The following is a 14481-nucleotide window of genomic DNA, read 5'->3' on the forward strand; positions in this document are numbered from 1 at the left end:
CAATGGCGGTCTCAACGGGGTTGACGACAGCGCTCAAGAAGGTAGTCCTCGATCTGGAGGACGACCTTCGCGACCGTGTCGCCTCGCAGCCCGACATCCTGGCGACGTGGAAGCAGGAGCACAAGGTCGCGGAAAGCCGCGAGCGGACGGCCATGTCGTGGCAGGAGTGGCGCGACGACCGGGTGACGCAGGCCGCGGTCGCGTGGGTGCTGACCACGGTCTTCGTACGATTCTGCGAGGACAACCGCCTGCTCAAGCCGGTCTGGATCGCCGGTCCCGCCGACCGCCGGCAGGAGGCGCTGGACGCGGAACTCGCCTACTTCCGCGCCCACCCCGAAGACACCGACCGGGAGTGGGTGCTTCAGGCGGTCGAATACCTACGAAGCACGAAGGCGACCCGGGATCTGGTCGAGTCGCACTCGCCGCTGTGGACGGTTTCTCCATCGGGCCAGGCCACCAAGCGGCTTATCGCCTTCTGGCGCGAACGCACCACCGACGGCGACCTCGTCTGGGACCTTGCCGACCCCGACCTGTCGACCCGCTTCCTGGGCGACCTCTACCAAGACCTCTCCGACTACGCTAAGAAGACGTTCGCGCTGCTCCAGACCCCGGAGTTCGTCGAGGAGTTCATCCTCGACCAGACAATGGAGCCGGCGCTCGCCGAGCGGTCGCTCGAAGGCTTCAAGCTCATCGACCCCACCTGCGGGTCGGGTCACTTCCTCCTCGGCGCCTTCGCCCGGCTCAACGATCGCTGGGCCTCACACGCGCCGGGCTTGGAAGTACAAGCTCGTGTTCAGCACGCACTTGATGCAATTCACGGCGTGGACCTCAACCCCTTCGCCGTCGCCATCGCTCGCTTCCGCCTTATGCTCGCGGCGCTACAGGCCGCGGACCTGAATACCTTGGAGCAAGCGCCTGCGTTCCGGTTCCACCTCGCGGCAGGCGATTCCCTGCTGCATGGACGGCCGCAGCTAGCGCTCGAGCTACCCGGTGTGGAGGATTACGACGCAGGGCTGAGCGGTTTCGCCTACGCGTCTGAGGATCTGGCGGCGCTGCGCTCGATTTTGGAGCCTGGCAAGTACGACGTCGTTGTGGGTAATCCGCCGTACATCACGGTCAAGGATCGAAAGCTAAACGGGGCCTATCGCGAGCTCTACCCGACATGCAAGGGAACTTATGCCCTAACAGTCCCGTTCATGGAGCGGTTCTTCCAGCTGGCGAAGTCTACGGCAGGCGACCGCCCGGCTGGCTGGACCGGTCAGATCACGTCGAACTCCTTTATGAAGCGAGAGTTCGGATCGCGACTAATGAGCGTTTTCCAACCTGATCTTGCAGGTCAGGGACGGTGTGCGTAGCCCGGTGATCGATGAGGGCGAGGCTCCAGGTAAGACAGCAAATCGACCAAAACCCGATGCCCCAACACGGGAGCCTCGCCTGTGCTGTCTTACCCGTCCACGATCTCGTTGTCCAGCCGGACGCTGAACCACCTCGCTGACCGTATCCGCAGCCACCGCAACCAGCGTCGATCCAGGTGGCGACGCCTCGACGCGGGACGGCAAGCACTGCTCGCTCTGGCTCACCTGCGCAACGGTGATACCTACACCCGCCTGGCTGCCGGGTTCGCCGTCGGCGTGAGTACCGCATGGCGGTACGTGCAGGAAGCTGTAGCCCTGCTCGCGTCGACCGCCGATGACCTGGCCACCGCCATGGACCGGATCCGCCGGCTGGCGTACGCGATCCTGGACGGCACCCTGATTCCGATCGACCGGGTTGCCGACCAGAGGCCGTACTACTCCGGAAAACATAAGCGCCACGGCGTGAACGTGCAGGTCATCACCGACGCGGCTGGCCGCCTCGTCTGGGCTTCGCCGGCACTACCCGGCTCGTTCCACGACCTGACCGCAGCCCGGACCCACGGCATCATCGAGGCGCTGACCAGCTCTGATGTGATGACCTTCGCGGACAAGGGCTATCAGGGAGCCGGCGGGAGCGTGCACACGCCGTTCAAGCGGCGCCGCTTCCGGCCCAAGCTGTCACGCCGGCAGAAGGCCGTGAACCGCGCCCACGCGAAGATCCGCGCCCGCGGCGAACGGGCGATCGCCACGCTTAAGACCTGGAAGGTCCTGGCCAAGCTGCGTTGCTGCCCACGACGAGCGACCACGATCGTGCAGGCCATCCTCGTTCTCCACCACGTCGACGCCAACCGCTACGCAGGATGAAAAGGGCTCAATCGAAGACTTCCTTCGCAAGCAAGATCTGAGACTTGTCGTTGACACCTCGGGCGCCTACATTCCGGGGCACGGGACCCCGACCGTCATCCTCGTTGGGCAGCCCCAGTCTCCTAGCGGAGATACCGTAAAGGCTGTACTCGGTATCCGTGGCGAGCCAGGACAGCCGGAGGATCCCGCAAGGGGGATGGTCTGGAGGTCCATTGCTGAAAACGTCGGCCGGATCGGCTTTGAGAACGAATACATCTCCGTTGTAAATCTTCCGCGTAAAGCCCTATTATCTCACCCCTGGAGCCTTACTGGCGGCGGAGCTGACCGACTATTGGCTACTGTAGAGGGAGCTGGTTTTCAGCGGCTCGGCCAAGTGGCCAGCGAAATAGGGTTTGGCGCCGTCACGCGCGAGGACTCGGCATTCATGATCGGGGCGCGCACCGCGAGACGTCATGGAATCGACACCAATCATGTTCGCTTAATGGTCGAAGGCGACGTCACGCGCGACTGGCGGATTGCGGATCCGATTGGCTCTATCTGGCCGTATGATTGCGTTTCACTCGAGGCTCAAGGGAGTGAATCGGTTACCCGGTTCCTGTGGCCATTCCGGCAAATTCTAAGTTCGCGCGTTGCTTACGGCTTGACGCAGATCGAACGGGGGCTCGAGTGGTTCGAATACTCAATGTTCTTCACGAAGCGCTTCCAGGTGCCACTCTCGATTTCGTTTGCCTTTGTATCGACCCACAACCACTTCGTGCTGGATCGCGGCGGAAAGGTATTTAATAGGTCGGCTCCGGTGATCAAGCTGCCGGAGGGGGCGCCGGAGGACGATCACCTCGCGTTGCTCGGAGTGCTCAACTCCTCGACCGCCTGCTTCTGGCTCAAGCAGAACAGCCACGACAAAGGGATTCGGGGTGAGGGTGGAGGATTTACGTCGTCGGACTGGGAACGATTCTACGAGTTCACCGGTACAACTCTAAAAGACTTTCCGCTGCCCCTGACTTCGCCTTTGGCTCGGGCGCGCTTGCTCGACGAGGCAGCCCAGAAGTCAGCTGACCTCTTCGGCTCGCTCACAGACGGTGGATCCACGCCGTCGGACTCCGCAATTTCTAAAACCGCCACTGAGCTTGACGAGCTGCGTGCGCGCATGATTTCTGAGCAGGAGGAGCTAGACTGGGAGGTCTACCGCTCCTACGGTCTCATTGCAGACGATCTGACCCTTCCGGAGGGCGCAAGCCCCGGCATCCGCCCCGGGGAGCGTGTATTCGAGATTGCACTTGCTCAGAAGGTTATTCGGGATGGCGAGTCCGCGGAATGGTTCACGCGCCACGGGTCGGAACTCGTGACTGAAATACCAGAGCATTGGCCGCAAGAGTATCGGGAGCTGGTGCAGCGGCGGCTTGATTTGATTGAGTCCAACAAGTTCATCAACCTGCTTGAGCGTCCTGAGTACAAGCGACGCTGGGCCGCCGAGCCGTGGGAAAAGCGGGTCGAGAAGGCGTTGCGTGCGTGGTTGCTCGACCGCCTGGAGGCACGCTCATACTGGTTTGACACCCAGGGGCGGCCAACCGCGCGATCAATCGCTCAGCTTGCCGACACCGTGACCCGTGACACCGACATGGTCTCCGTCCTGGAACTATGGGACGGCCGCAAGGATCGGTCGGTCACCCAGCAGCTCGCCACGCTGCTCGACACGGAGAGCGTGCCCTTCCTGGCCGCGTACCGGCTCAAGGATTCCGGGCTGCGCAAGCGCGAAGCCTGGGAGCACAGCTGGGAGCTGCAGCGCCGCGAGGACAAGGGCGAGAACGTTGGCGAGATCCGGGTACCGCAAAAGTACACGTCCGCAGACTTCCGCAAGCAGTCGTGGTGGCAGCACCGGGGCAAGCTCGACGTGCCCAAGGAGCGGTTCATTCTCTACCCAGATGCCGGCCGCGAGACCGACCCCACCCAGTTGCTCGGCTGGGCCGGCTGGGACCACGCTCAGCAGGCCCTGGCCCTGAACGCAGTCATCGCCGACCGGGAGGCCGAAGGCTGGGCTGACGATAAGCTTGTCCCCCTGGTCGCCGGCCTCGCGGAGCTTCAGCCCTGGGTGCGGCAGTGGCACGACGAGACTGACCCCACCTACCAGCTCAACCTGGCCGACTACCTGGAGGAGCAACTGCGCGGTCGCGCTCACCAGGTGGGTATGACGGTCGAGCAGCTTGGCGCCTGGAGGCCGCCGGCCGCCAGGCGCGGACGGCGGCCGAGGTCGTGACGGCCATGACGATGCAGCTTGAGGAGAAGGCGTGAACACCCCGCTCCGTGACGTCATCAGCATTCCCGAGCGTGCCGGCGCGGAGGACTACGTTCTGCGTCTGACCGACTCGGTCGGGCACAGCGCGGTTCAGCGCACGCTTGACGAGTATGTCGTCACCGATGCACTTGTCGAGGCGTTCGACGCGGCTATGGGCTTGGTGGCGGAGGGCATCACCTCCGGCACGAGCCGCGGCTCGTTCCTTACCGGTTCATTCGGTTCGGGCAAGTCGCACTTCATGGCCGTGCTGCATGCCCTCCTTCAACACGAGCCGGCTGCCCGCTCCAAGGCTGAGCTTCAGCCCGTGGTGGCGCGTCACGATCCCGTCCTGGCCGACCGGAAGATCCTGCCGCTCGCCTTCCACCTGCTCGGTGCGCGGACGATGGAGGAGGCTCTCTTCCAGGGATACATTCGCCAAGTCGCCGAACGTCATCCAGGTGCGCCGCTGCCCGCCGTACACAAGTCCGATGCTCTCTTGGAAGACGCCGAGCGCTACCGAGCCCAGCTCGGTGACCGGCAGTTCTTCGCCGGTCTCAACGGCGAGGCAGATGGTGCGGGCGACGGCAAGGCCGACCCGTGGGCTGCCGTGCTGGGCGCCGGTGAGTGGGATGCGGTCCGCTACGCCGAGGCGCGTGCCGCCTCGGCGGCGAGTCCCAGCCGGCAGAAGCTTGTGTCAGCCCTGGTCGACACATACTTCCGCTCATATACACAGCAGGCGGAGTACGTCGACCTGGACACCGGGCTGGCGGCGATCTCGGTGCATGCCAAGAGCCTTGGCTACGACGCCGTGGCCCTGTTCCTCGACGAGCTGGTGCTGTGGCTGGCGTTCTCGGTGCAGGACCGGGAGTTCTTCCGCAGGGAGTCGCAGAAGCTCACCAAGCTGGTTGAGTCGTCCATCGGCGGGCGGCCCATCCCGCTCATCTCCTTCGTGGCCCGACAGATGGACCTGCGGCGCTGGTTCGCCGACTCCGGCGCGAGCGGCGCCGAGCAGGACGCGCTGGACCGCGCGTTCCGTCACCAGGAGGGCCGGTTCGGGGTCATCCCGCTCGGCGACGACAACTTGCCGTACGTCGCCAACCGCCGCCTGTTGGAGCCTAAAAACCCTGAAGCTGCCGCGGTTCTCGAAGGTGCATTTTCTGCAATCGACCGGCGCCCCGCCGTCTGGGATGTGCTCCTCGACGGCGTGAACACCGACGAACGCCATCGTGGCTCCGACGAGAAGGCGTTCCGCCTCACGTACCCGTTCTCGCCGGCCCTGGTCTCGACCCTGCGCAGCCTCGCCAGTGTCATGCAGCGCGAGCGGACCGCGCTCAAGGTGATGCAGCAGATGCTCGTTGACCGGCGCGAGACCCTGACCATCGACCAGATCATTCCCATCGGCGACTCCTTCGATCTCGTGGTTCAGGGGCAGACCGGGCAGGCGTTGGACGCTGAGGCGGCCGCGCTCTTCCGGTCGGCCGACAAGCTCTACACGGACAAGGTGCGGCCGCTGCTGCTCGGCATCCACGGCATCGACGAGCGGACGCTGCGGGAAGAGCCGGAGAAGGTTCCGCCCGGCTTCCGTACCGATGACAGGTTGGCTAAGACTCTCCTGCTGTCGGCCGTCGCTCCGAAGGTGCCGGCCCTGATGGCGCTGACCGCTGCCCGGCTCGCGTCGCTGAATCACGGGTCGATCGTGTCGCCGCTGCCGGGCGGTGAGGCGGCCGTGGTGCTGTCCAAGGTGCGCACCTGGGCCCGGGACATCCCGGAGATCCACCTAGACGGTGACGACCGCAATCCGACGATCAGGGTGCAGCTGTCTGACGTCGACTACGAGTCGATTGTGGAGCGGGCTAAGGCTGAGGACAACGATGGCCGGCGCCGTGAGCTGCTGAAGGACCTGGTCAGCCAAAGTCTGGGCGTCACGTTGGCGGCTCAGGATCTGCAGGGCGCATATTCGTACGACTTCGTCTGGCGTGGCTCGAAGCGCAAGGTCGACGTGCTTTTCGGCAACGTCCGCGACCGTAGCTGGTTGTCTGACGACCACTTCCGTGCCGCTCCGGACACTTGGCGCATCGTCATCGACCACCCGTTCGACGACCCTGGCCACTCCACGGTCGAGGACCTACGACGGCTGGACGAAATGGTGGCCCGGGGCGTACAGGAGCGCACCGTGGTTTGGCTACCGCGGTTCCTGTCGGATGACAAAATCCGTGAGCTGCGACGCCTGGTCATCCTTAACTGGCTGCTCGACGGCAGCGCCGAGCGCTGGCAGGGCAAGGCCGACCACCTCAACGAGGCCGACCGTGCCCTCGCCCGATCCATTCTGGAGTCTCAGCGCAACACGCTGCGGCGCAGCCTGGAGGACGCTGTGCAGCAGGCGTATGGGGCCGCGTCGCCACGCCCAGGTGTCCTCCTGGAGGACGCGTCGCACGAGCGGACGCTGTTCTCCTTCGAGCGGCGCTTCGCCCCGGCCAATCCGGTCGGCGCCACGCTCGGTCAGGCCTTCCACAATCTGCTCGATCAGGCGTTCAAGGCCCTATACCCGGCGCATCCCGCGTTCGAGCCGGGTGATGTGGAGGTCAAGGTCCGCGACCTCAAGGGCGTCGCCCGGTACGTCGCGCGGACGGCGGCGGACAGCGAGAAACGCGTCGAGCTGGAGGCCGATGCCGCAGTGGTGCGCCGGATCGCGGAGCCGCTCGGCGTCGGCAAGGCCACGGAGATGCACTACCTGCTCGGTGACGATCGGTTCACCCCATGGGGCCAGGAAATCGAACGAGCACTCGGCCGGCGCGCACAGGAGCAGGGCAAGCCGGCCGACGGGCCGGTGACCGTCGCGGAGCTACGGCGCTGGATCCGGGACGTCTCGCCCGCCCACGGGCTGAGGGACGAGGTCGCCGACCTGGTCATCATCGCGTGGGCGGCGCTGCGGCAGCGGGCCTGGTTCCAGCAGGAAACGGCTCTGCCGGTCGTACCGGAGCCGGGCTCGCTCACCCCGGTGATGGAGCTGCGCACTCAGGAGCTGCCGTCGGCCGATGATTGGGAGTCGGCGCGAACCGTGGCCGGCGCGATGCTGGGCGTTGTGGCCGGCGCGTATCTCACCGCGCCGGCTGTGGCCGATTTCGTCGGGCAGGTCACCATCAAGGCGGCGGAACTGTCGAAGACGGCGCCCGGATTGGTGGGAGCGATTGAGGCGGCGTACCGGCGCCTGGAGATTGCGGACGGTAACCGGCTGAGGACCGCTCGAGCTGGGTCCGCGCTGGTGCAGCAATTGCGACACCTCGACGGTGTCAAGCTCGTTCAGGTGCTGGCGAAGGCGAACCTTGGCGATGCCACACCAGTCGCGGCAGGCAAGTCGTTGGCTTCGGCGGAAACGGTCGAGAAATCGCTCACGGGATTTCCCTGGCACCGGCTGGACCCGCTGCGTGAGGCAATGAAGGGGGAGGACAGCCGCGCTGCGGACGCCGCCGCTGTCGTCAACGGCCTTCGGTCAGCGCTTGAGCAGGACGAGCTGCCGGTGCCGATCGGGCGCGCGCTGGCAGTTTGCGAGGACGGAATCTTCAGCTGGCTAGCGAAAGCTGCGCCCTCGACGGATCCTGAGCCCAAGCCCAAGCCACCCGTCGTGTCGGGTCCCACGGCCGGGCGCTCCAGTCGTGCGGGCGGAGCAGGCAACAGCGAGATCATGAACCAGGTGCGGAAGTTCCTGGACGCCAACCCCGACGTCACCGTCGAGGTGACGTGGCGAGTGCTGCCGTGACCGTCGCCGTGGCCACGACGCGGGTGAGCGCATCGATGGTGCTCGCCATCATCGACGAAGCCTTGGCTAAGAACTACCGTACCGGCGTCATCGGCCTCCGCGGCGTCCCTGATCGGGCCACCTCCGTCGACCTGCAACACCAGGGCCAGACCGTACGGGTCCGGGTGGCCGAGTCCACACTAGCGGTACGAGAGATGCTCGGCGAGCACCGCGACGGCGACTGGCTGGTGATCGTTACCGACCGTGATGACGACGATCTTGGTGCCGGTATCCTGGCTCATTTCGTCTGGCAGCGGCTACGCAGACCGGATCCGTGGGAGGCGGTCCGGGCCCGGTTCGCGGCCGCCGGGATCGACCCCGCGTTGACCAGCCGCCCGGACAACCGGGAGCTGGCCACGGCGTTGGTGGCCGCCACCCCGGCCGCAGGCTGGCCGGCCGCGCCGGCCGGCGTTCTCACCCGTACTCATGCGCTTGGTGCCGTTGCCGCCATCCACCTCGACTTCGACACGGATACCGCCGATGTCCTCGGCGTCCTCCGCTGGTCGATCGCCGCGCGGAGTGTCGCCTCCCTCGGCGCTCTGCGCCGTAGCGTCGGGGACCTACTGGCCGACACCACACTCGACTGGATCGCCCAGCGTGCGGGCTCGGCGGCAGGCCCGATACGGGCGCTGCTGTCCCGCGGGGAACTCGCCGACGTGGTACCGCTCGGTCTGGTTCTACGACTGCTGACCAACGACCGGTACGACCCTCCAACGACGCATCAGGCTCAACTGGCTCTGGTCCGGCTAGAACCGCGGTGGGGCGAATACAGCCCTACGCCGGCCGCATTGGCCGCCCTCGGGCAAGCCGCGGACGCGCTGCTGTCCGACCTGATTCACGACCGGCGCGCCGACGACGACGTCGCTCGCTGCCTGGACCGGGCCGACGCGATCCTCACCCAGATCCAGGCCGAGCCGCTGGCCCGCCATTCTGAACTCCTCGCCGGCGGATTGCGGGCGCGCTTCGTTGCGCTTGCCGACGGCCTGCGCGGGGCCGTCACGGCGCCCGGCCGCGCCGGCGACACGGACACCGTCGAGAAGGCCTGGGCAGCGGTGCGGGCCCACCGGCTCGCCGCGACCACGCCGTTCCGGGGGCCCTTCGAGGCTGCGGTGCGGCTGGTCCGATGGCTAACCGAGGTCGATTCCGCGCCCGGTACCCCCGCGGACACTCCCGAGTTGAGCCTCCTCGCCCGCCAATATCTGGACAGCGCGGCATGGGCCGACGCGGCGATCAACGACGCGTTCGGCGGGGTGGACGATCCGAGCCTGTCCGGTGCGCTGCACGCCGTCGTCACGGCCGCGCAGCAGCGGCGTCGCGCCCAGGAACGCCACTTCGCCCGGGCGCTCGCCTCGGCGCCGACCCCTGGCGGCCGCGGTTTGCCAGCCGGCTCGGGAACCGTCTGGTACCTGGAACAGTTGCTGCCGGGCTGCGTCGTTCCGCTCGCCCGCAAGGCACCCGTACTACTGCTGGTCCTCGACGGCATGAGCGCCGCCGTCGCCACGGAGATCCTGTCCGACGCGACCGGGCGGCTCGGCTGGCTTGAGGCCGCCCTACCTGGTGCCGGTTCGCTGCGAAGGACGGCGGCGCTCGCGGTGTTGCCGTCGGTAACCGAGGCGAGTCGCGCATCCCTGCTCTCCGGCCGCCTCACCCGCGGGCAGCAATCCGAAGAACAGCACGGCTACGCCGAGGTGACCTTCAAGGGCGGAAAGATCCTCGCGCGGCTCTTCCACAAAAAGGCGGTGGACACTACCGCAGCAGGCTGGTCGGTCAGCCCGGATGTGGGCGGCGCTATCGACGACATCGAGCTGCCGCTGGTGACCGTCGTCCTCAATACGATCGACGACGCGCTCGACCGCAGTGACCCCGCGGGCACGGTCTGGACCGCCGATGCCGTCAAACACCTCGAACCGCTGCTCGCTAGGGCGGCCGCCGCAGGGCGGACCGTCGTCGTGACCGCCGATCACGGTCACATCGTCGAACGCCGTCAAGGCACCCAGCGATCGCACCCCCAGATTTCCAGTGCTCGTTCTCGCCCGGCCACCGCTCCCGTCCAGGAAGACGAGATCGAGGTCAGCGGCCCTCGCGTGCTGACAGACGGCCACCGAGCCGTCCTCGCCGTCGACGAGACCCTCCGGTACGGCCCGCTGAAGGCTGGCTACCACGGGGGAGCCAGCGCGGCAGAGGTGGTCGTGCCGGTCGCCGTCCTCGTACCGGATGAATCCCGCAACCAGGCCGGTCTGGAGTTGCTTCCGCCGCAGGAGCCCACGTGGTGGCTCACCTCCCCGGCCGTTTCGCGGACACCCACCGTCTCACCCGCGCCGAAGGCCGCGACCACCAAGAACCAAGGAGGGCGCCAGACCGGCCCGACCCTGTTCGATCAGGCGCCGTTTGAGCAGAACCTGTTCGACCAGGCTCCGGAGGTCACCAAGCAACCGACGACGACGCTCGGTCGTGCCGTCGTGGCCAGCTCCGTCTACAGGGCACAGCGGAAGATCGCCGGCCGCCTCATTGTCACCGACGATCAGATCGCCGGAATCATCGACGCGCTGGCCGGCGCGACAGCCAACCGGCTGCCGCCCACCCCCGCCGCCCAAGCCCTCGGCGTCGCCCAGACGAGGCTGCGGGGTGCGCTGACGCAGGTCCAGCAACTACTCAACGTCGAGGGATACGCCGTCCTGGCCGCCGAACCGGCCACCGGCACGGTCATGCTCGACGTCAAACTCCTGACCGAGCAGTTCGAGGTGCCCTCGTGACGCCGGACGTCTCCCAGCGACGCCGGCGCGAAGTGATCGACGCGCTTCGCCGTGGAACCGTCCCGGAGAGCGGTCTCGACCTGCTCGCGGTCGGTCTCGACCGATTTTCCGCCGCCCTCGACAGTGAGCTCGACACGGTCAGCTCCGGTGGCGCCGTGTTCAAGGCGGTACGGGGCGAGTACGGCGCCGGCAAGACCTTTTTCACGCGGCACCTGGCCGAGCGGGCTATTCGGCACGGCTTCGCCGCAGCCGAGGTGCAAATCTCCGAGACTCAGACGCCGTTGCACCGGCTGGAGACCGTGTACCGGCGCATCACTGAGTCCATGCGGACGGCGTCAATACCACCCAGTGCGTTCCGCGCCGTTCTCGACTCGTGGCTGTTCACGCTGGAAGCCGATGCGCTCCAAGCTGATCCCGCCGCCGAGGCTGACGTGGGCGCGGCAGTGGATCGACTCCTCGAACAGCGCCTCGCCCAGGTCAGCAAGCACTCCCCCCTCTTTGCACTGGCGTTACGCGGCTACCGGGCGGCGTTGAGCGCCGGCGACACCGTCATCGCCGACGGGCTGGCCGCGTGGATGGCCGGACAGCCGCAGGTCGCGGTGGCGGCGAAACGAGCCGCCGGTATTCGGGGCGAGCTCGACCATTTCGGCGCCATGGCCTTCCTCCAAGGGCTGCTCACCGTCCTACGAGACGCCGGCCATCCGGGACTGGTTCTCGTCCTCGACGAGGTCGAGACGCTGCAACGGGTCCGCGGCGATGTCCGGGACAAAGCACTCAACGCGCTGCGGCAACTGATCGACGAGGTGCACTCCGGCCGCTTCCCCGGGCTGTATCTCGTCATCACCGGCACGCCGGCCTTCTACGACGGGCAGCAGGGTGTGCAGCGCCTTGCCCCGCTGGCACAACGGCTCGCCGTCGACTTCGGCACGGATCCGAGATTCGACAACCCCAGGGCCGTGCAGATCCGCCTACCCGGCTTCACCATCGAATCCCTGGTCGAGCTGGGCGGCCGCGTCCGGGACCTCTACTCCAACGGGTCACCCGCACCCGGCCGGATACGGACTCTGGTCGACGACACGTACCTTGACCAACTGGCCCGCGCCGTTGCCGGTGGCCTGGGCGGAAAAGTCGGCATCGTGCCACGCCTGTACCTGAAGAAGCTGGTGGGCGATGTCCTCGACAGGGTCGACCAGTTCCCTGACTTCGATCCCAGGCGGCACTATGCGGCGACAATGTCGGCAGCGGAGATGACCGACGTGGAACGCAACGCCGCGAGCGCCGACGACATCGCACTGGACCTGTGACCACCGCCGGCCTGCTGCATCCCGTGCTGCTGCACCACATCGTCAACTCCCTGCAATGGCCGGGCCTGCGTCCGCTGCAGGAAGCCGCTGTGGAGCCACTACTGGCCGGTGAGGACGCCCTGCTTCTCGCCCCGACCGCCGGAGGCAAGACCGAAGCCGCAGCCTTTCCGCTGTTGTCTCGGATGTCCGCCGAGAGCTGGTCCGGAACGTCGGTGCTCTACCTTTGCCCGCTCAAGGCCCTGCTCAACAACTTGCTGCCGCGCTGGGAACGCTACGCCGACTGGCTGGGACGGCGAGCTGCGCTCTGGCACGGTGACGTCACCGCGCCGAGGCGGCGGGCCATCCTGGCCGCCCGCCCGGACGTGCTGCTGACCACGCCGGAATCGCTAGAATCGATGCTGGTCAGCCGCAACGTCGACCATCGGGCGTTCTTCGCCGGACTGCGCGCCGTGGTCGTCGACGAGGTGCACGCCTTCGCCGGCGACGACCGCGGCTGGCACCTCCTCGCCGTCCTTGAACGCTTGACCCACCTGATCGGTCATCCCGTTCAGCGGATCGGGCTCTCGGCAACCGTCGGCAATCCGGATCGCCTGCTGACCTGGCTGCAGGGATCCAGGGCTGGCGCCCGGGCTGGCCGCGTCATCGCTCCCGACCTGCCGGTCGCCGCTACGGCGACCGCAGCGACAGCGCCGCCGGGCGAAATCGAACTCGACTTCGTCGGCTCCCTGCAAAACGCCGCCACTGTGCTCTCAGGGCTGCACGCCGGTGAAAAACGGCTGGTCTTCTGCGAATCCCGGCAGGCCGTAGAACAGCTCGGCAGTCTCCTACGGGAGCGCGGCATCACTACGTTCCTGTCGCACGCCTCGCTGTCCGCTGACGAAAGAAGACGCTCGGAAGAGGCCTTCGCCGAGGCACGCGACTGCGTCATCGTCTCGACCAGCACACTCGAGCTGGGCATCGATGTCGGCGACCTCGACCGCGTCGTCCAAATCGACGCCCCCTCGACCGTTGCGTCATTCCTGCAACGACTCGGGCGCACGGGTCGGCGGCCAGGCAACATCCGCAACTGCCTCTTCCTCACCCGCAGCGGCGACGCCCTGCTGGAGGCGGCGGCCCTGCTCGTGCTCTGGGGCCGCGGATGGGTCGAACCAGTCGTCGCCCCACCCGAACCACGGCACATCGTCGCCCAGCAGATGCTCGCACTCTGCCTGCAGGAGCACCGAGTGGGAGATCGGAACTGGTCGCGGTGGTGGAACGGTCTCGACCCCTTCGGACGCGCCGCCATCCCGATCGTTCGCCACTTGATCGATCAGGGCTACCTCGACAGCGACAGCGACATGCTTTACATCGGCCCGGAGTCCGAACGGCGCTTCGGGCATCGGCACTTCATGGGCATGACGGCGGTGTTCGTCGGAGCGCCCGAGTTCACCGTCCTATTGGGCCGCGATGAGCTGGGGCGAGTCGACCCGACCCTGCTCACCGAGGAGGTGCAGGGCGACCGGCGATTGCTCCTCAACGGGCGAAGTTGGCGGGTCACCTACATCGACTGGCGACGCCAGCGCTGCTTCGTCGAACCCGCCGAGAGCGGCGGAAAGGCTCGCTGGACGACCGGGGGTTGGGCAGGCCTCGGATTTGAGCTGACCCGCGCCATGCGCGAGGTACTTCTCGGCGCCGACCCCCCGGTAAAACTCACTCACCGAGCAGCCAAGCGCCTCGCTCAAGAGCGGGAAGAGCGATCCGCGATGGTGCATCCGGGTGGCAGCGTGATCCTTCGCGATCGGCACGGCGATGACCTGCGGTGGTGGACCTGGGCCGGTTTCCGCGCGAACGCCACCTTGGCGGCCACGTTGACGGAGGTTGTAGACCCGGTGCAACGCTTCGATGACTGCCAGGTCCGCTTACGGGCGAATCTCTCTCGGGAAGAATGGCGGACACTCATCGCCGACGTAGATCAGCGTCTGTGCCTGCCTGAGGTCAACAAGAAGGCTCTTGACGGACTCAAGTTCAGCGAAGCGTTGCCGGAGCGGCTCGCGCTGGCGACGTTAGCCTCTCGCCTCGCCGACCTCGGTGGCGCAACCGCTGTCCTGCAGGAGCCGACACGGTTCGTTCAGATATAGCCGGGCAGTGGGTCGATCTG

General features: G+C 66.8%; 7 protein-coding genes. All 7 read left to right on the top strand.

All coding sequences use genetic code 11. From position 1 onward, the window contains the following. The first annotated feature begins 2 nt into the window (after positions 1-2). A complete protein-coding gene (gene pglX, locus O3597_RS19395; RefSeq protein ID WP_281601968.1) occupies positions 3-1355 on the top strand; it encodes a BREX-2 system adenine-specific DNA-methyltransferase PglX in 1353 nt (450 codons plus the stop codon). Between the two features lie 81 nt (positions 1356-1436). Continuing rightward, the gene (locus tag O3597_RS19400) at positions 1437-2219 is read left to right on the top strand and encodes a transposase family protein (protein WP_164446258.1); all 783 of its coding nucleotides are present in this window, start codon (positions 1437-1439) and stop codon (positions 2217-2219) included. Between the two features lie 10 nt (positions 2220-2229). Beyond that, positions 2230-4473 carry a BREX-2 system adenine-specific DNA-methyltransferase PglX gene (gene pglX, locus O3597_RS19405; RefSeq protein ID WP_281604589.1) on the top strand — a complete coding sequence of 748 codons (2244 nt, stop codon included), beginning with the start codon at positions 2230-2232 and terminating at the stop codon, positions 4471-4473. A gap of 31 nt (positions 4474-4504) precedes the next feature. Beyond that, positions 4505-8248 carry a hypothetical protein gene (locus tag O3597_RS19410; RefSeq protein ID WP_281601969.1) on the top strand — a complete coding sequence of 1248 codons (3744 nt, stop codon included), beginning with the start codon at positions 4505-4507 and terminating at the stop codon, positions 8246-8248. A gap of 35 nt (positions 8249-8283) precedes the next feature. Beyond that, positions 8284-11040 (top strand): BREX-2 system phosphatase PglZ, encoded by a 2757-nt coding sequence (gene pglZ / locus O3597_RS19415; RefSeq protein WP_281604590.1) that lies wholly within the window; start codon positions 8284-8286, stop codon positions 11038-11040. Next, on the top strand, positions 11037-12344 hold the full coding sequence (gene brxD / locus O3597_RS19420) for a BREX system ATP-binding protein BrxD (RefSeq protein ID WP_281601970.1): 1308 nt from the start codon (positions 11037-11039) through the stop codon (positions 12342-12344). Before pglZ ends, brxD begins: the two co-directional genes overlap by 4 nt. Continuing rightward, entirely contained in the window at positions 12341-14461 is a 2121-nt protein-coding gene (locus tag O3597_RS19425; protein WP_281601971.1) for a DEAD/DEAH box helicase, read from the top strand. Before brxD ends, O3597_RS19425 begins: the two co-directional genes overlap by 4 nt. The last annotated feature ends 20 nt before the right edge of the window (positions 14462-14481 follow it).

Origin of the sequence: Verrucosispora sp. WMMA2044, from assembly GCF_027497155.1 — a bacterium.
GTDB classification, from domain to species: Bacteria; Actinomycetota; Actinomycetes; order Mycobacteriales; family Micromonosporaceae; genus Micromonospora; species Micromonospora palythoicola.